The following is a 20,987-nucleotide window of genomic DNA, read 5'->3' on the forward strand; positions in this document are numbered from 1 at the left end:
CCCCGGTTTCCCCTCCACCGAGCACCGCCCAGGCACCCCTGGCGCAGCAATTCACACTGGCCAATGGCCTGACGCTGATCGTGCGGCCCGACCGCCGCGCACCCACCGTGGTCCAGATGCTGTGGGTGCGCGTGGGTGCCATGGACGAGGTCGATGGCACCAGCGGCGTGGCGCACGCGCTGGAGCACATGATGTTCAAGGGCACGCCCGACATCAAGGCGGGCGAGTTCTCGCGCCGCGTGGCCGCCTTCGGCGGCATGGACAACGCCTTCACCACGCGCGACGCCACCGCCTACCACCTGCAGATCCCCGCGCGCCGCCTGGAGACCGCGATGCAGCTGGAGGCCGATCGTTTCGCGCGCAACCAGTGGGACGACGACGAGTTCAAGCGCGAGATCGAGGTGATCAAGGAAGAGCGGCGCCAGCGCACCGAAGAGTCGCCGCGCGCCCGCATGTTCGAGGCGCTCAACGCCATGGTCTACCAGGCCCATCCGTACCGCCGGCCCGTGATCGGCTGGATGAGCGACATCGAGGCGATGACGCCCGACGACGCGCGCGCGTTCTACCGCCGCTGGTACGTGCCGGCGAACGCCGCCCTGGTGATCGCGGGCGACGTGGACGTGGCGCAGGTGCGCGCGCTGGCCGAGAAACACTTCGGCGCGTTGCCCGCCGCGGCCGTGCCCTCGCGCAAGCCGCGCGAGGAGCCCGCCCAGGCGGGGCCGCGCCGGCTCGAGTACCGCGCCGTGGCCGACCAGGCCCTGGTCGCGCTGGCGTACAAGGTGCCGCAGTGGCGCGGCGCCGAGGTGGACAACGAGACCGACCGCGATGCCCTCGCCCTGACCGTGCTCTCGGCCGTGCTCGACGGTTACGATGGTGCGCGCCTGGACCGCGCGCTGGTGCAGGGCGTGGGCACGGGCGGCAAGCGGCTGGCCGACAGCGCGGGCTCGTCCTACGGCCTCATGGGTCGGGGCCCGCAGCTCTTCATGCTCACGGCGGTGCCTTCGGCCGGCGTGACGACCGAGATGGCCTCGGCCGCGCTCAAGGCCGAGGTGGCGCGCATCGCCCGCGAAGGCATCCAGGAAGCGGAACTGCAGCGTGTGAAGACGCAGTGGACCGCTGGCGAGATCTACAAGCTCGACTCCGTGGCCAACCAGGCGCGCGAGCTGGGTGGCTACTGGATCAACGGCATGGGCCTGGACGCGGGCGACCGCCTGATGGCCCGCCTGCGCACGGTCACGGCGGCCCAGGTGCAGTCGGTGGCACAGCGTTATTTCTCCGACGAACAGCTCAGCACCGGCGTGCTGGTGCCCGATCCCTCGCGCCGCGAAGCGGCTCCTGCGGCCCCGGCCGGTCCTCGGCCCGCGCTGACGCGCCACTGAAGCGAGCCGCGTACACCATGACCCTGTTCACCCTGCTGCGCCGAACCCTGCCGGCCCTGCTCTTGCTGAGCACCCTGGGCACCGCCCGGGCCACCATCCCCATCGAACAGTGGACGCACGCCAGCGGCGCGCGCGTGCACCTCATTGCGAGTCCCTCGATCCCCATGCTGGACGTGCAGATCGATTTCGATGGCGGCCGGCGCCGCGATCCTGCGGCCCAGGCCGGCCTGGCAAGCGCGACCGCCGGGCTGCTCTCGGGCGGTGTGGCCGCGCAGCCCGGACTGCCCGCGCTCGACGAGAACCAGCTCAGCGAGGCCTGGGCCGACCTGGGCGCTCAATTCGGTGCCGGCATCACCCTGGATCGCTTCAGCGTTTCACTGCGCACCCTGACCGAACCCGATCTGCTCGACCGCGCGGTGGCATTGGCCGCGCGCCAGCTGGCCGCACCCGCCTGGCCCGAGCGCGTGTGGCAGCGCGACCGCGAGCGCCTGCTGGCCGCGCTCAAGGAGGCCGAGAATCGACCGGGCACGCAGGCCAGCCGCGCGTTCGGCCGTGCCGTGTATGGCGACCATCCCTATGGGTTCCGGGCCGATGCCAGCACCCTCAACGCGATCCGGGTGGCCGACATGCGCGCGTTCTACCGCCGCCATGTGGTGAGCTGCCGCGCCCAGGTATCGATGGTGGGGGCGGTGGACCGCGCCACCGCCGACCGCATCGTGGGCCGGTTGATGGCGGCCGTGCAGCCGCATGGGTGTTCGGCCTTGCCCGATCTGCCGTCCGTGCAGCCGCTGGCGAAGGCCGTGGATCAGCGCCTGCCCTTTGCCGCCGCGCAGGCGCAGGTGCTCATCGGCCAGCCCGGCGTGGCCCGCGCCGATCCCGACTTCTTTGCGCTCTACGTGGGCAACTACGTGCTGGGCGGTGGTGGCTTCGTCTCGCGGCTGATGACGGAGGTGCGCGAGAAGCGCGGGCTGACCTACGGTGTGTCCAGCTACTTCCTGACGGCGCGCCAGGCCGGCGCCTTCCAGATCGCCCTGACCACGCGGCCCGACCAGGCGGCGCAGGCGGTGGACGTGGTGCGAGAAGTGGTGCGCGACTTCGTCGCCAAGGGTCCGACCGAGGCCGAGCTGCAGGCCGCCAAGGACTACCTCATCAACGGCGAAGCCCTGCGGCTCGACAGCAACCGCAAGCTGCTGGACAACGTGGCCAACATCGCCTGGAACGACCTGCCGCTGGACTATCTCGACACCTGGACGAAGGAGATCGAGCGCCTGAGCGTGGCCGACATCCAGCGGGCCTTCGCGCGCGTGCTGCAGCCCGACCGCATGGTCACCGTGGTGGTGGGTGCGCAACCCTGAGGTCGCGTAAGCTCGCTGCCATGAAAAAGCCTGCCCCCAGCGCCGCGCGCGCCGCCGCGAGCGCCCCCCACGAGGTGCGCATCATCGGCGGCCAGTGGAAACGCACCAAACTGCCCGTGGCCGACCGCCCGGGCCTGCGGCCCACGCCTTCGCGCGTGCGCGAAACCCTGTTCAACTGGCTCGGGCAGGACCTGAGCGGCTGGCGCTGCATCGACGCCTTCGCCGGCACCGGGGCATTGGGCCTGGAGGCTGCCTCGCGCGGCGCGGTGGAGGTGGTGCTGGTGGAGCAAGACAGCGCCTTGCTCGCCAACCTGGGCCGCATCACCACCCAGCTCAAGGCCACGGGCGTGCGCGTGGAGCGGGGCGATGGGGTGGCGGCGCTGCGCCAGCGGGCCGGCCAGGGGCTGGATGTGGTGTTCCTCGACCCGCCCTTTGGCGACGGCCAAAACGAGGCCTTGTACGCCGCTGCGCTGGCCGCCGCGCGCCAGGCGGTGCAAGGCGACGGCTTGATCTACCTGGAAGCCCCACGGGCCTGGAGCGAGGACGAACTGGCCCAGATCGGCCTGCAGGTGCACCGGCAAGGCAAGGCCGGGGCGGTGGCCTTTCACCTGTTGCGGCCATTGCCGGCCCAGTGAGGCGCGGCGCGGGGCCCCTCGCGCATAATCTTCGGCATGAGTTCAGCCCTTGCTTCAACCGGCGGTGGTGGCCGCGTGGCGGTCTACAGCGGTACCTTCGACCCCATCACCCTGGGCCATGAGGACGTGGCGCGCCGCGCCGCGCTGCTGTTCGACGAACTGGTCATCGCGGTGGCCATCGCGCACCACAAGAAGACCCGCTTCACGCTGCAGGAGCGGCTGGACATGGCCGCCGAGGTCGCGTCCCGCATGCCGGGGCGGGTGCGGGTGTTGCCCTTCGAAGGCCTGATCATGGACTTCTGCCGGCAGCATGGCGCGACCGCCGTGGTGCGTGGCATCCGCAACCTCACCGACTTCGACTACGAAGCCCAGATGGCGGCGATGAACCGCAAGCTGAATGCGGCGGTGGAGACGGTGTTCCTGCTGCCGCAGGCCGAGTTGCAGTGCATTTCCAGCACGCTGGTGCGCGAGATCTCGCAGCTGGGTGGTGATGTGTCGCAGATGGTGAGCGGCGCCGTGGCCGCGCGGCTCGCGCCCAAGCCTTTGCAGGCCTAGGGACCGTCACCATGGCCCTGTTGATCACCGACGAATGCATCAACTGCGATGTGTGCGAGCCCGAGTGCCCGAACCAGGCCATCTCCATGGGCGAGGACTTCTACGAAATCGACCCGGCGCGCTGCACCGAGTGCGTGGGGCATTTCGACGAACCGCAGTGTGTGCAGGTCTGCCCGGTGAACTGCATTCCGATCAACCCGGACCACATCGAGTCGCGCGAGACGCTGTGGGAGAAGTACCAGCGCCTGCAGAAAGCCGGTCAGCCCTTGTCGGCCGCCGGTGACACGGCAGCCCCGCCACCCGCCTCGGCCTGAGGCGCTGGCGTGGTGGCCGGCCGCGGTGGCTTGGGCCGCGGCGGCTTGCTGGTGTGGATCAAGGCCGTGGCCTTGTCCATTTCGCCCGCGATCAACTGCGGCAAGGCCTTGAGCGAGCGATCCAGCGCCTGCGCGATCGCGATACGGTCATCGGGCGAGGGCTTCTTCAGCACCCAGTTCGCTACTTCGTTCTTGTTGCCCGGGTGGCCGATGCCCACGCGCAGGCGCCAGTAGTCGGCACTGCCGAGCTGCGCGTGAATGTCGCGCAGGCCGTTGTGGCCCGCGTGTCCGCCGCCCTTCTTGAGCTTAGCCTCACCGGGCGCCAGGTCCAGTTCGTCGTGCACCACCAGCACCTCTTCGGGCGCGATCTTGAAGAAGCGCGCGACCGAGGCCACCGACTTGCCCGAGAGGTTCATGAAGGTCTGCGGTTCCACCAGCCAGACGCTCTGGCCGCCCACGTTGGCCCGCGCCACCAGGCCGAAATGCCCACGCTCCATCTGCAGGGACACCTTGAGCAGGCGCGCGGCCTCGTCCACCCACCAGAAGCCGGCGTTGTGGCGCGTGTGTTCGTATTCCGGCCCCGGGTTGCCCAGGCCGGCGATGAGTTTGATCATGGGATCGGATTATCGAGGCGGAAAACAAAAAGGCCCGCGGGTGCGGGCCTTTCTGACAGCAGGGGCTGGAATTACTTCTTGCCCTTGCCCTTGGCGGCCTTCTTGTCGTCGGCGGGAGCGGCCACCGGTGCGGCGACCACTTCTTCCACCGGTTCCACCACGGTGGCCACGGTGATGTTCTTGCGGCCGTGCGTCACGAGCTTGACGCCCTTGGCCAGCTTGATGTCGCCGGTGTGCACGGTGGCACCCTTGGTGACTTCACCCAGGTCCACTTCGATGAACTCGGGCAGCTGGGTGGCCAGGCACTCGATTTCGATGTCGTTGAGCACGTGGCTGATCACGCACTTGTCGTTCTTGACGGCCGGCGAGTTGTCGGCGTTCACGAAGTGCAGCGGCACCTTCTTGCGCAGGCGGGTCTTGTCGTCCACGCGCTGGAAGTCCACGTGCAGCACTTGCGGCTTGTACGGGTGGTATTGCACATCGCGCAGCAGAACCTTCTGCACCTTGCCGGCGAGTTCCATGTCGAGGATGGACGAGTGGAACGCTTCCTTCTTCAGGGCGTGCCACAGGGCGTTGTGATCGAGTTCGATCGTGGCGGCCGGCGTTTCACCGCCGAAAACGATACCGGGCGCGCGACCGGTGTTGCGCAGACGGCGGCTCGCACCCGTACCCTGCTTGGCGCGCTCAAAAGCGACGAATTGCATGACTGACTCCTGTGGAGGGGTTCCGCGACCAGAACGCCTCTGTTTCAAAAAAGCCGCCCCCACCATGGAGACGACCCGCTTTTTGCTGCCTTCAGCCTCTTAGAAGAGGTTGTCCTGATCGGCAAACAAACTCATGACCGACTCACCCGAGGCGATGCGCGCGATGGTCTCGGCCATCAGCGGTGCCACGGAGAGCTGGCGAATCTTGGAGCAGGCCTGCGCGGCCTGCGAGAGAGGAATGGTGTTCGTCACCACCACCTCGTCCAGGGCACTGCCCTTGGCGATGCGTTCGATGGCCGGGCCCGAGAAGATCGGGTGAGTGCAGTACGCATACACGTTCTTGGCGCCGCGCTCCTTGAGCACCTCGGCGGCTTTGACCAGCGTGCCGGCGGTGTCGATCATGTCGTCCATGATCACGCAGTTGCGGCCTTCGATGTCGCCGATCACGTGCATCACTTCCGACACGTTGGCCTTGGGGCGGCGCTTGTCGATGATGGCCATGTCGCAGTTGAGCTGCTTGGCCAGCGCACGGGCGCGCACCACGCCACCCACGTCGGGCGAGACGATGAGCACGTCGGGGTAGTTTTTCTGGCGCAGGTCGCCCAGCAACACGGGCGAGGCGTAGATGTTGTCGACCGGAATGTCGAAGAAGCCCTGGATCTGGTCGGCGTGCAGGTCCATGGTCAGCACGCGGCTCACGCCCACGGTCTGCAGCAGGTTGGCCACGACCTTGGCCGAGATCGGCACGCGGGCCGAGCGCGGGCGGCGGTCCTGGCGGGCGTAGCCAAAATAGGGGATGACGGCGGAGATGCGCTCGGCCGAGGCGCGCTTGAGCGCGTCGACCATGATGAGCAGCTCCATCAGGTTCTCGTTGGTCGGCGAGCAGGTGGACTGGATCACGAACACGTGGCGCGCGCGCACGTTCTGCGTGATCTCGACCGTGACTTCACCGTCGGAGAAGCGACCCACATTGGCCGCGCCGAGTTGCGTGCCCAGGTGTTGGGCGATTTCGGAGGCCAGCACCGGGTTGGCGTTGCCGGTGAAGATCATGAAATCCGGGGGCTGAACTTGCATGGTGTTCCCAGCTGTCTGAACGACGGACCCAGAAGATCGCCGTCAAAAAAGGCCACCCGGGGGTGGCCGTTCCGGTGCTTGATGTGTTGAAACAGGGTGGCAGGGGAGGAAGGACTCGAACCCTCGCATGCTGGAATCAAAATCCAGTGCCTTTACCAACTTGGCGACTCCCCTACGCAGGTCGATGGTTCGGCGTGATGCCGGACAACCAACCAAAAACGTCGCAGGTTGCGCAACCACTGCCTGGGCTGTGCGCTGCCGATTCTAATCGGTGCACCAGTCGAGCAATGGATGTGCATCCATGTTGCCGCATTCTCGAACCATCCAGTCGCCGGGGGCGTCTGTCAGGTCCACTGCCTGCGGCAGCTGTGCAAACACCGCGGTTCCCGATCCGGTCATTCGCCCTCGCAATCCATGGCTGTCGAGCCATCGAATGCAATGCCCCACATCGGGACAGAGCGCCTGCGCCACGGGTTGAAGATCGTTGTGTCCGAAGGCCAGAACTTTCTGGAGATCGATCACCGCGCCTTCACGCGAGTCATTTGCAGCAAAGCCTTGGATTGTAGCAGTTTTTGTGTCGCGTTTGAGCTCAGGCGAGCCAAAGATGCGTTGGGTGGAGGCGCCCGTGGGTGGCTTGACCACGAGGAAGCGGGTGGGCGGCAGGGCCACGGGGGTGAGCTGCTCGCCCACGCCTTCCACCCAGGCGTTGCGCCCGCCGATGAAAAACGGCACGTCGGCGCCCAGTTGCAAACCGATCGCCGCCAGCTGCGACCGCTTCAACCCCAGCCCCCAGAGCCGGTTCAGGGCCAGCAGGGTTGTGGCCGCGTCCGAGGAGCCGCCGCCCATGCCGGCCTCGGCGGGCAGGCGTTTTTCCAGGCCGATGTGCACGCCGTGAGCACAGCCGGTGGCCTGTTGCAGGGCCCTTGCGGCCCGCACAGACAGGTCTTCGGCCGGCAGGTGGCCGGGCGTGAGGTCCTCGCGGCTGATCGCGCCATCGGCCCGGCGCTCGAAATGCAGGTGGTCGCACCAGTCCACCAGCATGAAGATGGACTGCAACAGGTGGTAACCGTCGGCCCGTCGGCCGGTGATGTGCAGAAAGAGGTTGAGCTTGGCGGGCGCAGGCACGTCCAGCAGGCGCCGCACGGGGGCGTGGGGGGTCATGGCTGGAAGACGACGCGCAGTTCGGCGGTGGGCAAGGGGGTGGAGCGGCGTGCCGTGATGCGGCCTTCGGCCTGGCGCGACAGATCGGCTTGCCAACCGGGCACATCGCCTTGCTCGCCGCGCAGCCAGCCGAACAGCGCCGCGACCGGCACCGCCGTGCCGCTGAGTTCGGTGGTGAGCTCGTCCAGGTTGCCGCGCCGGGTGACCTGGCCGCCCTGGCGCAACTCGGCGCTCTGGGGCGTCCACACCACGGTCGCCAGCGTGTTGCCCAGGGGCGAGGTGAGTTGCAGCTCGCCTTCGGCGGGGGCGCCGCGCAGGTCGAAAGCGGCGGAAAACGACTGGGGTGGCGCGCTGTCGACTTGAAGGGACAGGCGGCCGCTCCACACCGTTTCGCCAGGCAGTGCCGAGCGAGGCGGTGTGGCGCAAGCCGAGAGCACGGCGGCCAAGGCCAGCACGGCCAAGCGGCCCTGCAGCCTGGGCCAGGGGAAAGCCCGCACGGTCATGGTTTGACTTGCAGGCGTTTGAGGGTGGCCTGCAGGGTTTCGTTGTCGGCCGCGAGAAGCAGGCCTTCGCGCCAGATCTTCAGCGCCTGCTCGCGCTGGCCTTGCACCCACAGCACCTCGCCCAGGTGCGCGGCGATTTCCGGGTCGGGCCGTTTGCCGTAGGCGGCCTGCAGGATGGACAGCGCGCGCGCGTTGTTGCCCATGCGGAACTCGACCCAGCCCAGGCTGTCCTGGATGTAGGCATCGCCCGGCGCGAGCGAGACCGCCTTCTCGATCAGCTGTTTGGCTTCCGGCAGGCGCATGTTGCGCTCGGCCAGCGAGTAGCCCAGCGCGTTGTAGGCGTGGTGGTAGTCGGGCTTGAGGGCGATCAGCTGGCGCAGCAGGCGCTCCATGTCGGCCAGTTTCCCGGCCTTCTCGGCCATCATGGCCTGGTCGTAGATCAAGTCGGTGTCTTCGGGGAAGCGGGTGGCGGCCTCGTTGTAGACCTCGTAGGACTGCTGGTAGGCCTTGAAGTCGCGCAGCAACTGCGCTTCGGCGACCAGCTTGAGGCGCACGTCTTCGGGCCGGCGCTCGGGCTGCCCGCGCAACAGCGCGCGGGCCTGGGGCAACTGGCCCTGGCGGGCCAGCAGCGAGGCGCGCCGCATCTGGGCGGCCATGATGTCGTCGGCGTTCTCGATGCGGTCCAGCCAGGCATTGGCGGCGGGAAAGTCGTTCTGCTTTTCCGCGATCTGCGCCATCAGCAGGTAGGCCTGCGTCAGGCCGCGCGCGGTGCGCTCGTCGCCCGACTGGCGCGCCAGTGCCATGTACTTCTGCAGCGACGCCGTGGCGGGCGCCAACGCGTTGTCTTGTGCCTGCAGCGAAGCCAGCAGCAACCAGGGTTCGGCCTGGTCGGGTTGGCGCGCAGTGAGCGCTTCGAGTTGCGCACGCGCTTCGCTGTTGCGTTGCAGATCCACCAGGATGCGGGCATAGGCCAGTGCCACGGCGGTGTCGCCCGGCGTGGCGGCATTGCCGGTCTGCAGCTGTTGCCGCACGATGGCCTCGGCGTCGTTCTGCCCGCGCTCCATCAATTCCAGCGCGAGCAGGGCCGGGTAGGGCGATGCAGGATCGATCGCATGGCCTTCGCGCGCCGCCGCGAGGGCCGGGGGCAACTGGTCCTGCGCCAGCTCCATGCGGCCCACGGTGGTCCAGGCCGCCGCGGCATGGAAGGGTTGTTTGAGCGAGGGTGCCAGGGCCTCGCGCACCACGGTCGCGGCCAGGGCCTTGTCGGCAATGCGCCCGTAGGTTTGCGGAATGGCGTTGATGGTGTCGTTGCGCTCGGTCACCGGGCTGGCTTGCAGGATGGCCTGCAGCACTGGGCCGGTCTCGCCCACGCGGTTGAGCGCCAGCAGGATCTGCAGCACGAAGCGGTTGGCTTCCGGGCTGTTCGGAATTTCCTGAGCCCAGGCGCGCGCCGCGGTCAGCGCGGCCTCGCCCGAACGGGCCTGCAAGGCCACATCCACCGCGCGCCGGTACAGCTCCGGATCCTTCTGGCGGCGTGCCGCGTCCAGGATGAGCGAATAGCCCGTGCCCGGCTCACCCGCGCTGACATTGAGTTCGCCCAGCAGCAGTTGGTAGAAGAGGGGCGCGTTGAGGGCCGAATTGACCACGGCAGGCTCGCTTGCGGGGGGCTGGGCGGCGGCTGCGGGTGGCGCGGCCGGTGGGGCAGGCTGCGCGGCCGCGCCAAAAGCCAAGCCCAAGAGAACCAGGGTCGCGGTGCGGTGCAAGGTGTTCATCGGGTCATGATAATGGGAAGGGTTCAGGGGCACGGGGGTGTGACCCCAAGACCGCACCGGCGTTCCGGACCCCTGCAGAAAAACCACCCGCCATGCCCGAATTGCCCGAAGTCGAAGTCACGCGCCGCAGCTTTGCCGACCGCATCGCGGGCGCCCAGGTGCGTGCGCTGTCCCTGGGCAAGCCGCTGCGCTGGCCTCTGGGCTGTGAGCCTTCGAGCCTGGCCGGGCGCCAGGTGCGCTCGGTGGCGCGGCGCGGCAAGTACCTTCTGGTGCATCTGGACGAGGGGGTGTTGCTGTTGCACCTGGGCATGTCGGGCAGCCTGCAGTTCGCCCCCAGCCTGCCGCCGCGCGGCGTGCACGACCACTTCGAACTGTTGACCAGCCACGGGGTGCTGCGCCTGCACGACCCGCGCCGCTTTGGTGCGGTGGTCTATGCCCCGTCTCTGGAGGACGCCCGGGTGCTCAAGCTGTTGGGCGGCCTGGGGGTCGAGCCCCTGGAGATCGGCTTCGATGCAGTGAGTTTCCACCGGGCCCTGAAGCTGCGGCGCTCCGCCATCAAGCAGGTGCTGATGGCGGGCGACATCGTCGTGGGCGTGGGCAACATCTATGCGTCGGAGGCGCTGTTCATGTCGGGCATTCACCCCGCGCTGCGCGCCGATCGCCTGAGCAAGCCCCGCGCGGCGCGGCTGCACGCGGCCATTGTGTCGGTGTTGCAGCGAGCGGTGGCGTTGGGAGGCAGCACCTTGCGCGACTTCTCCAGTGCCGAAGGGCAGAGCGGCTACTTCCAGCTCGATGCCATGGTCTATGGCCGCGAGGGCCAGCCCTGCCGGGTCTGCGGGACGCCGGTCAAGGCGATGCGGCAGGGCCAACGGTCCACATTCTTCTGCCCCGTGTGTCAGAAAAAGTGACGCGCCAGCGGTGCGGTTTTGTGCCCGGGCGCCCGGCTGTCGGTCTTTCCGACCGGTCAGCTTTCTCCTGTGTGCCGATGCTATATTGACCTATTGACAGAGACACAAGGCCCATGAGCTTCAACCAGGAATTCGATCAGCACGGTGTGTGGCGCAAGCAGTTTGCCTTGCGCCTGAAGCTGTTGTCCGAATGGTTGACCGACCACGACCTCATGGAGTCTGGCGTGCGCGAGCGCCTCGACCAGCTGCATGCGCAGGTCAAGAACGACAAGATCATGGTGGCCTTCGTGGCCGAGTTCTCGCGCGGCAAGTCCGAGTTGATCAACGCGGTGTTCTTCGCCGGTTATGGCCGTCGCATCATGCCCGCCAGCGCCGGGCGCACCACCATGTGCCCCACCGAGCTGGGCTATGACGCGGAGGTGCCGCCGTGCCTGCGCCTGCTGCCCATCGAAACCCGCCTGCAGCCGCAATCCCTGCTGGACTGGCGCAATGCGCTAGAGAAGTGGGAGCGGGTCGATCTCGACGTGAACGACCCCAAGCAGCTGGCGCGCGCGATCCAGAAGGTGGCCGAGGTGCGCCGCGTGACGCAGGCGGAAGCGGCGGCGCTGGGGTTCTGGCACGACGAGGTGCCCGAAGACAACCCCTTGCCTGGCCCGGACGGCCTGATCGAGGTGCCGAAATGGCGGCATGCCTTGATCAACATGGCGCACCCCTTGCTCAAGCAAGGCCTGGTGATTCTCGACACCCCGGGCCTCAACGCCATCGGCGCCGAACCGGAGCTCACCGTGAGCCTGCTGCCGCAGGCGCACGCGGTAGTGTTCATCCTCGCGGCCGACACCGGCGTGACCAAGTCCGACCTGACCATCTGGCGCCAGCACCTTGCGGTGCTGGGCGAGGGGCGCGAGTCCCGGCTGGTGGTGCTCAACAAGATCGACACCATGTGGGACGCACTGAGCTCGCCCGAGCAGGTGCAGTTGCAGATCGCTTCGCAGCGCACCGACTCGGCCGAGATCCTTGGCCTGTCGCCGCGCCAGGTGCTGGCGGTGTCGGCGCAGAAGGGCCTGCTGGCCAAGGTGCACCGCGACAAGAAGCTGCTGGCCGCCAGCAACCTGATGGAGCTGGAGACCGCTCTGGGCGTGGATCTGCTGGGTCAGCGCCGCAAGATCCTGGGCGCGGCCGTGGCCAATGGCATCCAGGCGCTTCGCTCGGAAACCGGCCGCATGGTGCACACCCGAGCGCGCGATCTGGTGGAGCAGATCCAGGAACTCGAAGGCTTGCGCGGCAAGAACACCGGTGTGATCAAGCAGATGCGCCTGCGCATCGAGCAGGAGCAGGCCGACTTCGATGCGAGCGGTGCCAAGATCCAGGCGGTGCGCTCGGTGCACCTGCGCCTGCTCAAGGACCTGTTCGCCATGCTCAGCTCTTCCCATCTCAAGGCCGAGGTGGCGACCCTGGGCAAGGCCTTGAAGCAGCCCGGCATCAAGCTGGGCGTGCGCCGCGCCTACGACCACACCTTCGACCGCCTGCGCACCGACATGGGCAAGGCCGATCGCATGGCGGGTGACATCCAGTCCATGCTGGAAGGCAGCTTCAAAAACCTCAATGCCGAGTACGGTTTCTCGCTGCAGGCGCCCACGCCGCCGCGCCTGGGACAGTACGTGAAGGACCTCGACCTGATCGAGAAAAGCCACCTGCAGTACCTCAGCCTGGGCAACGCGCTGCGCCTGGCGCAGCCCGAGTTTGCCGAGCGCCTGGCGCGTGCGCTCATGAGCCGGCTGCGCGTGGTGTACGACACCGCGGTCAACGAGGTGGAGCTGTGGAACAAATCCGCCGCCGCCCAGCTCGACGCGCAGTTGCGCGAGCGCCGCCGCAATTTCAGCCGGCGCATCGAGGCCGTGTCGCGCATCCAGCAGGCCGCTGGTGGTCTGGACGAACGCATCCGGGAGCTGCAATCGCACCAGGCCGAGCTGAATCAGCTCGACGTCAAACTGGCCGAGCTCACCGACCACCTGTTGGCCGCACCCGAAGAAGAACCCTCCGACGAAGCGCTCGCGGCATGAGCGCCGAGGCGATTTCGGTGAACCCCGTGGGGGCTGCACTGCCCATGACTTTTGCGCCCCGGCTCATTGAATGGCAGCGCCACTCGGGCCGCAGTGGCCTGCCCTGGCAGAACACCCGCGATCCCTACCGGGTGTGGCTGTCGGAGGTCATGCTGCAGCAAACCCAGGTCAGCACCGTGCTGTCCTATTACCCCCGTTTCCTGGAGCGTTTCCCGGACGTGCGTGCCTTGGCCGCGGCCTTGCCCGATGACGTGATGGCCTTGTGGAGCGGCCTGGGCTACTACAGCAGGGCGCGCAACCTGCACCGCTGCGCGCAGGCGGTGGTGAAGGACCACCAGGGCGTGTTCCCCGACACGGCCGAGCAACTCGAGACCCTGCCGGGCATCGGTGCCTCCACCGCCGCGGCGATCGCGGCGTTCTGCCACGGCGAGCGCATCTCCATCCTCGATGGCAATGTGCGCCGGGTGTTGTCGCGCCTGCTTGCCTTCGAAGGTGACTTGGCGCAGGCCGGGCCGCAGCGCGAACTCTGGTCGCTCGCCCAGGCCTTGTTGCCGGACGCCCCCACGCGCGAGGACATGACGGCCTACACGCAGGGTTTGATGGACCTGGGCGCGACGGTGTGTCAGCGCACCAAGCCGCTGTGCGGGCGCTGCCCGGTGCAGATGGTGTGCCGCGCGCACGGGACGGATCAGATTTCGCGCTTCCCGGTCAAGACCCGCCGTGTGGCACGCCGTTTCGAGAACTGGTGGCTGTTGCTGGTGCGGGGCACCGGTGCCGATGGGCAACAAGCCTTCTGGCTGGAGCGCCGGCCCGCACCGGGCATCTGGGCCGGGCTGTACTGCCCGCCCGTGTTCGCCGATGAGCCGGCCTTGCAGGGTTCGCTGTCATCCGGGTTTGCCCGGCGGCTGCAGCCGCTCGAGCCGGTGTCGCACAGCCTGACCCACCGGGAGTTGCGCCTGCACCCCTTGCTGCTGGATCTGCGGGAAGGTCAAGGGTCTGACGGTTTGCCCGAAGGCCAATGGGTGCCCGCAGGCGCCTTGATCGACCACGGTCTGCCGACGCCTGTGCGCCAGCTGTTGTCGGCCTTGAGTTAACTCAGCTCGGCCGCCTGGCTCGCCGGCCCGGGCCAGTTGTCGTCTTCGCGGTGGCGCACGCGCGTGAACCAGTCGGGCGCGAAGGTGTCGGCCAGCCGCTCCACCAGGTACACCGAGCGGTGCTGGCCGCCGGTGCAGCCGATCGCCACCGTCACGTAGCTGCGGTGGTCGCGCAGCATCTGTGGCAGCCAGTGGCGCAGGAAGGCGGTGATCTGCTCTTCCATCTGCCCCACCTCGGGCTGGGCCGCGAGGTACGCGGCCACCGGGGCATCGAGCCCGCTCAAGGGTTTGAGTTCGGGTTCGTAGTGCGGGTTGGGCAGCATGCGCACGTCGAACACGAAGTCGGCGTCCATGGGAATGCCGCGCTTGAACGCGAAGGACTCGAACACCAGCGTCAGGGGCGCCTGCGTCGCACCGAGCAGGTCCTTGATCTGGCTGCGCAGGCGCGTGGGACGGATCAGGCTGGTGTCGAGCACGAGCGCCTGCTCTCGCAATTCGGCCAGCAGCTCGCGTTCGTGTTCGATCGCGTCGGTCAGCGCGCGGTGCTGGTCGTGGGCCTGCTTGAGCGAGAGGGGGTGCAGGCGGCGCGTTTCAGAGAAGCGGCGCACCAGCGTGTCGGTGGTGGCGTCCAGGAACACCGTGGTGAGGTGCACCGGCCGGTGGGCGCGGCGCTGCAGCTGGGCCAGGCGTTTGGGCAGGCCCGGCAGCGAGGCGGCACTGCGCACATCCATGGCGATGGCCACCCGGGGTGCCTGGTTGCTCTGCTCCAGTTCGATGAAGGACTCGAGCAATTCGGGTGGCAGGTTGTCCACGCAGTAGAAGCCCACGTCTTCGAGCGCGGTGAGCGCCACCGATTTGCCTGAGCCGGACATGCCGGTGATCAGGACCAGGTGGATCGGGGTGTCGTCAATCGGGTTCATGGCGGCGGCTGCGTTCTTCACACGGCCAGCATTTCGCGGGCATGCGCCAGCGAGATTTCGGACTGTTCGCCACCGCCCAGCATGCGGGCGAGTTCGCGCACGCGCGCGTCGGTGGCGATGGGCTCCACGGTGCTCTGGGTCTGGCGACCCACGGCCTGCTTGCTCACGAGCAGGTGGTGGTCGGCGCAAGCGGCCACCTGGGGCAGGTGGGTCACGGCGAGCACCTGGCGGTCCTTGCCGAGTTGGCGCAGCAACTGGCCCACAGTGTGGGCCACGGCCCCACCGATGCCCGAGTCCACCTCGTCGAAGATCAGCGTGGGCGCCTGGCCCAAGCGGCTGGTGACGACCGAGATGGCCAAAGCGATGCGAGACAGCTCACCGCCCGAAGCCACCTTGCCGACCGGCTTGGGTGTGGCGCCCGCGTGGCCGGCGACGCGGAACTCGACCTGCTCCGCGCCCTGGGCCTGGGGTTCTTCCAGCGGCAGCAAGGCCACTTCGAACACCCCGCCCTGCATGCCCAGCGTCTGCATGGTGGCGGTGACGGCCTTGGACAGCTTGGGGGCGGCCTTCTGCCGTTCCTTGCTGATGGCCTGCAAGGCGGTGCCAAAGGTCTTCCAGTCGGCGCGCTCGGCGCGTTGCAGGGCTTCGATGTCCAGCGCCTGATCCACCTGGGCGAGTTCGGCCTTCCATTGCGCGTGCACCTCGGCCAGCTCTTCCGGGGTGCGGCGGTAGCGCCGCGCCAGCGAGACCCAGAGCGACAGGCGCTGGTCCAGCGCCTCCAGGCTGGCGGGGTCCTGTTCGGTGTGGCGGCTGTACTGGTGCAGGCTGTGCACGGTGTCCTGCACCTGAGCGAGCGCGGCCTCCAGCGCTTCGATGGCGCTGGCGAACTGCGGTTCGATGTGGGCCTGTGCCTGAAGGGCCGAGAGTGCGCGGTGGATCAGGGCGGCGGCGTTGGTATCGTCTTCGTCCAGCGCGTTCGCGGCGACCTGGGCCGCGTCCAGCAAGCCCTGGGCGTTGGCCAGCCGGCTGTGCTGGGTATTGAGCTCTTCCCACTCACCTGCCTGAGGGCTCAGCTTGTCGAGTTCCGCGATCTGCCAGGCAAGGCGTTCGCTTTCCTGCTGCAGCGTGGCCTGTTTTTCGGTGGCGGCGTCCAGCGCCTTGCGGCGTTGGCGCCACTGTGCCCAGGCCCGGGCCGCCGGCGCGGTGTCGATGTCGGCGTAGGCGTCGAGCAGGTCGCGCACCGCATCGGCGCGCGTGAGGCTTTGCCAGGCGTGCTGGCCGTGAATGTCCACCAGGCCATCGGCCAGGGCCTTGAGCTGGGTCACGGTGGCCGCGCTGCCATTGATCCAGGCCCGACTGCGGCCCTCGGTGTCCACGGTGCGGCGCAGCAGCAGGCCGTCTTCGACGGGAAATCCCTGTTCCTCCAGCCACGGCGTGAGCGAAGCGGGGGCATCGAACTCGGCCGCGATGTCGCAGCGCGCCGCACCTTCGCGCACCACGCCACTTTCCGCGCGCGCGCCCAGCGCGAGTTGCAGGGCGTCGATCAGGATGGACTTGCCGGCGCCCGTTTCCCCGGTGAGCACACCAAAGCCGGAGCCGAGCTCCAGTTCGAGGGACTGCACGATGACGAAGTCGCGCAAAACGATGCGTCTGAGGCTCATGGGTGTAAGAGGCGCGGCGTTGATGAAATGGGAGCGCAGCCGCTATTCTGACCGGGCTTTCAGGCCCCTTCGTTCCAGTGCAGCTTTTTGCGCAAGGTGTCGAAGTAGGTCCAGCCCACCGGGTGCAGCAAGCGCAGCGCATGTTCGGAGCGGCGCACCACGATGCGGTCGCCATGCAGCAGGCTGGTGAGCGTCTGCATGTCGAAGTTGGCGCTGGCGTCGCGACCCGAGACGATCTCCACCGCGATCTCGCTGTGCGAAGGAATCACCACCGGCCGGTTGGACAGCGTGTGTGGCGCGATCGGCACCATCACCCAGCCGCCGATGCCGGGGTGGAGCAGGGGGCCACCGGCCGACAGGGCATAGGCGGTAGAGCCGGTGGGCGACGCGATGATGAGGCCGTCGGCGCGCTGGTTGGCCACGAAATGGCCGTCCACCTCCACGCGCAACTCGATCATGCTCGCCACGCCGCCCCGGTTGACCACCACGTCGTTGAGCGCCGTGGCCTCGAACACGCAACGGCCATCGCGCCAGACCGTGGCCGCCATCAGCGCGCGCGCGTCTTCCTCGAACTCGCCGCGCAGCATGGGGCGCAGCTTTTCCTGGTAGCTGTCAAAAGGAATGTCGGTGATGAAGCCCAGCCGACCCTGGTTGATGCCCACCAGTGGCACGCCATAACGCGCGAGCTGGCGCCCGATGCCGAGCATGGTGCCGTCGCCGCCGACCACCAGGGCGAGGTCGCAAGCCTTGCCCATGGCCGGCACGTCGAGCGCCGGATACTGCAGCAAGCCCGTGTTGGCGGCGGTTTCCTTTTCCAGCGAAACGTCGCAGCCTTCGTCGTGCAGGAAGTGCGCGATCTCGTCCACCGCATTGCGCGCACCGGGTGCGTGGTACTTGCCCACAATGACGACATGCGCAAAACGCAGGGGCCGGTTCCATCGGGCGGTCGTGGACCGGGTGTCGGTTGACATGCTCATTCGGAAATTACAACACAGCTTTCCTGTGGCGGAATGGCATAAAACCCTGTGCGTCGGCGGTACCGTCGGGGGCATCCGTCCTTAGAATGAAGCCATGTTGGATGACCGCGCCAAGTTGTTGCTCAAAGCCCTCGTCGAGCGTTACATCGCCGACGGCCAGCCCGTGGGCTCGCGCACGCTCGCTAGGGCCGCCGGCATGGAGCTGTCGCCGGCCACCATCCGCAACGTGATGAGCGATCTCGAGGAGCTTGGGCTGATCGCGAGCCCGCACACCTCGGCCGGCCGCATTCCCACGGCCCGTGGCTACCGGCTGTTTGTGGACACCATGCTCACGGTGCGCCGCGAAAGCCTGCCTACGGTGAGCGACATGGGTGCCCCGGGCATCGAGGCGGGGCAGCCGCATCGTGTCATCAGCAATGCCGCGCAGATGCTGTCCAACCTGTCGCAGTTCGTGGGCGTGGTCATGGCACCCCGGCGCGCCTCGGTGTTCCGCCACATCGAATTCCTCAGCCTGTCCGAACGGCGCGTGCTCGTGATCATCGTGTCGCCCGAGGGCGACGTGCAGAACCGCATCATCCACACGCAGGTCAACTTCACCCAGCCACAACTGCTGGAAGCCGCCAACTTTCTCAATGCCCATTACTCCGGCCTCACCATGGAGGCGGTGCGCGAGCGCCTCAAGACCGAGGTGGACGCCCTGCGCGGTGAGATCGCCGATCTCATGAAGGCGGCGGTCGATATCGGAGCCGAGGCCAGCGAGGCCCAGGACGAGGTGGTGGTGTCAGGCGAACGAAACCTGCTCTCCGTCAGCGAGTTCTCCAGCGATATGGGCAACCTGCGCCGCATGTTCGACCTGTTCGAGCAGAAGACCCAGCTGATCCGTTTGCTCGATGTGTCGGCCCAGGCCGATGGCGTGCGCATCTACATCGGTGGTGAAAGCCAGGTCGTGCCCTACGAAGACCTGTCCGTGGTGACTGCCCCTTATGAGGTGGACGGCCAGGTGGTGGGCACGCTGGGTGTGATCGGCCCCCAGCGCATGTCGTACGAGCGCATGATCCAGATTGTTGATGTCACGGCCAAGCTGGTTGGTAACGCGCTCAGCCACCACAAATAAGCCCCCCTACAATCCTTGGGCGGGCCGTTAGCTCAGTTGGTTAGAGCAGAGGACTCATAATCCTTTGGTCGTTGGTTCAAGTCCAACACGGCCTACCAAAAAAATGCTGCTATAATTCGAGGCTTCGCGGCTGTAGCTCAGTTGGATAGAGTACTTGGCTACGAACCAAGGGGTCGTGGGTTCAATTCCTGCCAGCCGCACCAGAACATCGTTCTAGAACAACGGGTTAGCTCCAAAAGAGCTAGCCCGTTTTTCTTTGCTGCGGGACTTTTGCGGGACTCGGAATTGATCATCAGCATCCGAGGCTCAAGTCCGTGTGCCGGCTTTCCGCAGCGCATGCTCCGCTTTCAGCGTCTGGAGGCTCTTGTTCCAGCCGTTGGTCGGCTTTGTGATCTTCTCCAGAGCTTCGTGAATCTCTCGGATCTGGGCCATGGAGTAGTGGTCCGTGACGGAGCGATTGCTGTGCCACAGGACGTCCCGCCGGGTCGACTCAATGACGCCAGCCTCACGCAGTCGCATGCCAACCGTATGGCGAAGGTCGTGGACATGCAGATCGCCCAGACCCGCCCTTGAGCGCGCTGCTTGCCACGCGCTGTTGTTCATGGCCTTGATTGGTCCAAGTTCACGGTGGCGCCAAGACATCGCGAAAACGTGGGTCGGGTGGTGCCCCCGCGCTTCCTCAATCACGGCCTGGGAAATGCTGTTGCACACCACCAGCTTTGAAGTGCGGCGCCCCTTGACGTTTTCTGGCGGGGTCTCGAAAACGGAGATGTTGAGCTCCGGCACTGGGATCTCCCAAGCCCATTGGAGATTGCAAACCACATCATCTCGCACGCCACTGTGCAGAGTAAACAGCGCCATGTCGTGAAGATGCTTCGGCAACTCCTTCAGCAAAAGCGCTTGCTCGTCCCAAGTGATCGGCCGTGGAGGACGCTGATGACCTGTCAAAGGCAACATGGTGATCAGGGGGGCAGAGACCAGCCAAGGTTTGCCCGACTCGGGATCGCGCCAAGTTCCCGCTGCCAGATTGAGGACTCGACGCACCGCGCCCAGGCTCAAATTGATCGATTTGTGTGAGATCTTTGCCTCGCGTCGAGCATCAATGAAAGGCTGCAGTGTTCCTGAATGAACTTGCTCAAGCAGAAGGTCGCCAATGTAGGGCATCACGGCCTTCAGGTGATAGCCAGATGACTCCACTGACGCCATATGCGCATTCTCTTCAATGAAGCGCCCAGCAGCTTGGTCAAAGGTAATCTGGGGGGTGGCACCATGGACGCGCGTCTGCCGTAGTGCCTCTAGTTCCCGGGTGAGCCACGCTTCTGCGTCTTCATACGATCCAAAGCTTTGGTAAACCCGAACTCCTTCGACGAACTTATCGACGACCCAGCTGCCGTTTTGCCGTTTGTAGATACCGGTTGATTTTTTTCCCATGGTGTTGCACTCGTTTTTTCTGGTTTTGTCTGCATGTCGTCGGCGCGAGCGATCTCAGTGCCGGGTGCATTGAACATTTCGTATGCGATCGCCTTCACTTCTTCGCAAAGGAACAGGAGAGAAGTGCCTTGCTTTGTTGTTCTCAGGCGCGGCCTGATGTGCGTGTCGAAGTAGTTTGGCTTGACGCAAAGTGCTTGAATGGCGTGTTGGCGGTTCATGCAATACCTAGGGAGCTCATCGTCGAAGTCGGGCCGTGGTTTTTCTTTCATGTGTAGTTCTCTCTGATCAAGATTGCATAGGTCAGTCACTTGTCAAGAGCACGGCAGTACGCAAGCGCCCCAGTGAGGCAAAGCCGAGCCTGGGCACAGACAACTTGCCCAAATGATGAAAAGGAAAAAAATGAAGAGCCCGCTTTGCGAAGAGCGGAACGGAAAATGCCTGTGTGGCCTGCGCAGAAGGCGGCCGGTGCGAAGCTGGCGCGTGAATGGCTGCTAGCTCGCGGTGATTGAAGGATTTCGCCTTCACGCACTTGCGTGCGCCGACCCGGGTATCTAGGTCAGATCAGAATCAACCAGACGACCATGACCAGTCTTTTCATTCGAGACTTGTCACAACGCTGATCTGGGCGGAGTTCACTCATAAACATCAGTGAACTCAAGTTGAAGGAAGGCATGTGCCTTCACGTACTGTCGTACGGTGACTAGAAATGTATTGTGCTGACCGAACCTGGTCAATCGATCACGACCAGTCCTGCGC

At 66.5% G+C, this 20,987-nt stretch carries 19 protein-coding genes and 3 tRNA genes; 11 read left to right on the forward strand and 11 right to left on the reverse strand.

The annotated features are described in order from the left end of the window. The 5 genes from AC3WPZ_RS14010 to AC3WPZ_RS14030 all read left to right on the forward strand — a co-directional run. A partial coding sequence (locus AC3WPZ_RS14010; RefSeq protein WP_492440136.1) for a M16 family metallopeptidase occupies window positions 1–1,379 on the forward strand: 1,379 nt, incomplete at its 5' end. A 17-nt stretch (window positions 1,380–1,396) separates the two neighbouring features. Beyond that, a complete protein-coding gene (locus tag AC3WPZ_RS14015) occupies window positions 1,397–2,734 on the forward strand; it encodes a M16 family metallopeptidase (protein ID WP_492434430.1) in 1,338 nt (445 codons plus the stop codon). 20 nt (window positions 2,735–2,754) lie between these two features. Next, entirely contained in the window at window positions 2,755–3,369 is a 615-nt protein-coding gene (rsmD, locus tag AC3WPZ_RS14020; RefSeq protein WP_492440138.1) for a 16S rRNA (guanine(966)-N(2))-methyltransferase RsmD, read from the forward strand. A 36-nt stretch (window positions 3,370–3,405) separates the two neighbouring features. Next, complete coding sequence (coaD, locus tag AC3WPZ_RS14025) at window positions 3,406–3,924, forward strand: pantetheine-phosphate adenylyltransferase (protein ID WP_382321386.1); 519 nt, start codon at window positions 3,406–3,408, stop codon at window positions 3,922–3,924. An 11-nt stretch (window positions 3,925–3,935) separates the two neighbouring features. Continuing rightward, window positions 3,936–4,238, forward strand: a complete 303-nt coding sequence (locus tag AC3WPZ_RS14030) for a YfhL family 4Fe-4S dicluster ferredoxin (RefSeq protein ID WP_492440141.1) — start codon at window positions 3,936–3,938, stop codon at window positions 4,236–4,238. On the opposite strand, the gene pth is transcribed toward AC3WPZ_RS14030, so the two are convergent. The 7 genes from pth to AC3WPZ_RS14065 all read right to left on the reverse strand — a co-directional run bounded on the left by pth (window position 4,184) and on the right by AC3WPZ_RS14065 (window position 10,066). Next, entirely contained in the window at window positions 4,184–4,852 is a 669-nt protein-coding gene (gene pth, locus AC3WPZ_RS14035) for an aminoacyl-tRNA hydrolase (protein ID WP_382155286.1), read from the reverse strand. The two genes, AC3WPZ_RS14030 and pth, sit on opposite strands and share 55 nt — an antisense overlap. Before the next feature lie 71 nt (window positions 4,853–4,923). Next, window positions 4,924–5,556 carry a 50S ribosomal protein L25/general stress protein Ctc gene (locus tag AC3WPZ_RS14040; RefSeq protein WP_444687219.1) on the reverse strand — a complete coding sequence of 211 codons (633 nt, stop codon included), beginning with the start codon at window positions 5,554–5,556 and terminating at the stop codon, window positions 4,924–4,926. A gap of 99 nt (window positions 5,557–5,655) precedes the next feature. Beyond that, entirely contained in the window at window positions 5,656–6,630 is a 975-nt protein-coding gene (locus AC3WPZ_RS14045) for a ribose-phosphate pyrophosphokinase (RefSeq protein WP_291113981.1), read from the reverse strand. 97 nt (window positions 6,631–6,727) lie between these two features. Beyond that, window positions 6,728–6,804, reverse strand: a tRNA-Gln gene (locus AC3WPZ_RS14050). A 90-nt stretch (window positions 6,805–6,894) separates the two neighbouring features. Continuing rightward, window positions 6,895–7,773, reverse strand: coding sequence for a 4-(cytidine 5'-diphospho)-2-C-methyl-D-erythritol kinase (gene ispE, locus AC3WPZ_RS14055; protein ID WP_492440187.1), 879 nt, complete (start codon window positions 7,771–7,773; stop codon window positions 6,895–6,897). A 14-nt stretch (window positions 7,774–7,787) separates the two neighbouring features. Further along, window positions 7,788–8,294: a lipoprotein insertase outer membrane protein LolB gene (locus tag AC3WPZ_RS14060; protein ID WP_382321385.1), complete on the reverse strand. Its 507-nt coding sequence runs from the start codon at window positions 8,292–8,294 to the stop codon at window positions 7,788–7,790. After that, window positions 8,291–10,066: a tetratricopeptide repeat protein gene (locus tag AC3WPZ_RS14065; protein ID WP_444687218.1), complete on the reverse strand. Its 1,776-nt coding sequence runs from the start codon at window positions 10,064–10,066 to the stop codon at window positions 8,291–8,293. Before AC3WPZ_RS14065 ends, AC3WPZ_RS14060 begins: the two co-directional genes overlap by 4 nt. 92 nt (window positions 10,067–10,158) lie before the next feature. Between AC3WPZ_RS14065 and mutM the strand changes: the two genes are divergently transcribed. The 3 genes from mutM to mutY all read left to right on the forward strand — a co-directional run bounded on the left by mutM (window position 10,159) and on the right by mutY (window position 14,128). After that, on the forward strand, window positions 10,159–10,974 hold the full coding sequence (gene mutM, locus AC3WPZ_RS14070) for a bifunctional DNA-formamidopyrimidine glycosylase/DNA-(apurinic or apyrimidinic site) lyase (protein ID WP_382155298.1): 816 nt from the start codon (window positions 10,159–10,161) through the stop codon (window positions 10,972–10,974). A gap of 113 nt (window positions 10,975–11,087) precedes the next feature. After that, the gene (locus AC3WPZ_RS14075; protein WP_382155301.1) at window positions 11,088–13,034 is read left to right on the forward strand and encodes a dynamin family protein; all 1,947 of its coding nucleotides are present in this window, start codon (window positions 11,088–11,090) and stop codon (window positions 13,032–13,034) included. A 44-nt stretch (window positions 13,035–13,078) separates the two neighbouring features. Further along, on the forward strand, window positions 13,079–14,128 hold the full coding sequence (mutY, locus tag AC3WPZ_RS14080; protein WP_492440189.1) for an A/G-specific adenine glycosylase: 1,050 nt from the start codon (window positions 13,079–13,081) through the stop codon (window positions 14,126–14,128). On the opposite strand, the gene rapZ is transcribed toward mutY, so the two are convergent. Genes rapZ through AC3WPZ_RS14095 form a run of 3 tightly spaced genes read right to left on the reverse strand, consistent with a single transcriptional unit; the run spans window position 14,125 to window position 17,680 of the window. Next, window positions 14,125–15,048, reverse strand: a complete 924-nt coding sequence (gene rapZ / locus AC3WPZ_RS14085) for an RNase adapter RapZ (protein ID WP_444687217.1) — start codon at window positions 15,046–15,048, stop codon at window positions 14,125–14,127. The two genes, mutY and rapZ, sit on opposite strands and share 4 nt — an antisense overlap. Before the next feature lie 17 nt (window positions 15,049–15,065). Continuing rightward, window positions 15,066–16,709 carry a DNA repair protein RecN gene (gene recN / locus AC3WPZ_RS14090; protein WP_492440144.1) on the reverse strand — a complete coding sequence of 548 codons (1,644 nt, stop codon included), beginning with the start codon at window positions 16,707–16,709 and terminating at the stop codon, window positions 15,066–15,068. A gap of 59 nt (window positions 16,710–16,768) precedes the next feature. Continuing rightward, window positions 16,769–17,680: an NAD kinase gene (locus AC3WPZ_RS14095; RefSeq protein ID WP_297394066.1), complete on the reverse strand. Its 912-nt coding sequence runs from the start codon at window positions 17,678–17,680 to the stop codon at window positions 16,769–16,771. Between the two features lie 100 nt (window positions 17,681–17,780). Between AC3WPZ_RS14095 and hrcA the strand changes: the two genes are divergently transcribed. The 3 genes from hrcA to AC3WPZ_RS14110 all read left to right on the forward strand — a co-directional run bounded on the left by hrcA (window position 17,781) and on the right by AC3WPZ_RS14110 (window position 19,003). Further along, on the forward strand, window positions 17,781–18,800 hold the full coding sequence (gene hrcA, locus AC3WPZ_RS14100; protein WP_382155312.1) for a heat-inducible transcriptional repressor HrcA: 1,020 nt from the start codon (window positions 17,781–17,783) through the stop codon (window positions 18,798–18,800). Window positions 18,801–18,821: 21 nt separating this feature from the next. Continuing rightward, a tRNA-Ile gene (locus AC3WPZ_RS14105) sits at window positions 18,822–18,898 on the forward strand. Between the two features lie 28 nt (window positions 18,899–18,926). Beyond that, a tRNA-Arg gene (locus AC3WPZ_RS14110) sits at window positions 18,927–19,003 on the forward strand. A gap of 103 nt (window positions 19,004–19,106) precedes the next feature. Here the strand turns inward: AC3WPZ_RS14110 and AC3WPZ_RS14115 are convergent. Beyond that, window positions 19,107–20,231, reverse strand: a complete 1,125-nt coding sequence (locus AC3WPZ_RS14115) for a tyrosine-type recombinase/integrase (RefSeq protein ID WP_492440146.1) — start codon at window positions 20,229–20,231, stop codon at window positions 19,107–19,109. Between the last annotated feature and the right edge of the window lie 756 nt (window positions 20,232–20,987).

The sequence above is a fragment of the Hydrogenophaga sp. FW305-3-2-15-A-LB1 genome, assembly GCF_058787875.1.

What these genes read in the sequence shown, in the direction of transcription:
- AC3WPZ_RS14095 (WP_297394066.1), bottom strand. Translation starts at nt 17,680, where the DNA reads ATGTCAACCGACACCCGGTCCACGACCGCCCGATGGAACCGGCCCCTG.
- AC3WPZ_RS14075 (WP_382155301.1), top strand. Translation starts at nt 11,088, where the DNA reads ATGAGCTTCAACCAGGAATTCGATCAGCACGGTGTGTGGCGCAAGCAG.
- mutM (WP_382155298.1), top strand. Translation starts at nt 10,159, where the DNA reads ATGCCCGAATTGCCCGAAGTCGAAGTCACGCGCCGCAGCTTTGCCGAC.
- AC3WPZ_RS14030 (WP_492440141.1), top strand. Translation starts at nt 3,936, where the DNA reads ATGGCCCTGTTGATCACCGACGAATGCATCAACTGCGATGTGTGCGAG.
- AC3WPZ_RS14060 (WP_382321385.1), bottom strand. Translation starts at nt 8,294, where the DNA reads ATGACCGTGCGGGCTTTCCCCTGGCCCAGGCTGCAGGGCCGCTTGGCC.
- AC3WPZ_RS14045 (WP_291113981.1), bottom strand. Translation starts at nt 6,630, where the DNA reads ATGCAAGTTCAGCCCCCGGATTTCATGATCTTCACCGGCAACGCCAAC.
- AC3WPZ_RS14015 (WP_492434430.1), top strand. Translation starts at nt 1,397, where the DNA reads ATGACCCTGTTCACCCTGCTGCGCCGAACCCTGCCGGCCCTGCTCTTG.
- coaD (WP_382321386.1), top strand. Translation starts at nt 3,406, where the DNA reads ATGAGTTCAGCCCTTGCTTCAACCGGCGGTGGTGGCCGCGTGGCGGTC.
- rsmD (WP_492440138.1), top strand. Translation starts at nt 2,755, where the DNA reads ATGAAAAAGCCTGCCCCCAGCGCCGCGCGCGCCGCCGCGAGCGCCCCC.
- AC3WPZ_RS14040 (WP_444687219.1), bottom strand. Translation starts at nt 5,556, where the DNA reads ATGCAATTCGTCGCTTTTGAGCGCGCCAAGCAGGGTACGGGTGCGAGC.
- pth (WP_382155286.1), bottom strand. Translation starts at nt 4,852, where the DNA reads ATGATCAAACTCATCGCCGGCCTGGGCAACCCGGGGCCGGAATACGAA.
- recN (WP_492440144.1), bottom strand. Translation starts at nt 16,709, where the DNA reads ATGAGCCTCAGACGCATCGTTTTGCGCGACTTCGTCATCGTGCAGTCC.
- rapZ (WP_444687217.1), bottom strand. Translation starts at nt 15,048, where the DNA reads ATGAACCCGATTGACGACACCCCGATCCACCTGGTCCTGATCACCGGC.
- AC3WPZ_RS14115 (WP_492440146.1), bottom strand. Translation starts at nt 20,231, where the DNA reads ATGGGAAAAAAATCAACCGGTATCTACAAACGGCAAAACGGCAGCTGG.
- mutY (WP_492440189.1), top strand. Translation starts at nt 13,079, where the DNA reads ATGACTTTTGCGCCCCGGCTCATTGAATGGCAGCGCCACTCGGGCCGC.
- AC3WPZ_RS14065 (WP_444687218.1), bottom strand. Translation starts at nt 10,066, where the DNA reads ATGAACACCTTGCACCGCACCGCGACCCTGGTTCTCTTGGGCTTGGCT.
- hrcA (WP_382155312.1), top strand. Translation starts at nt 17,781, where the DNA reads ATGTTGGATGACCGCGCCAAGTTGTTGCTCAAAGCCCTCGTCGAGCGT.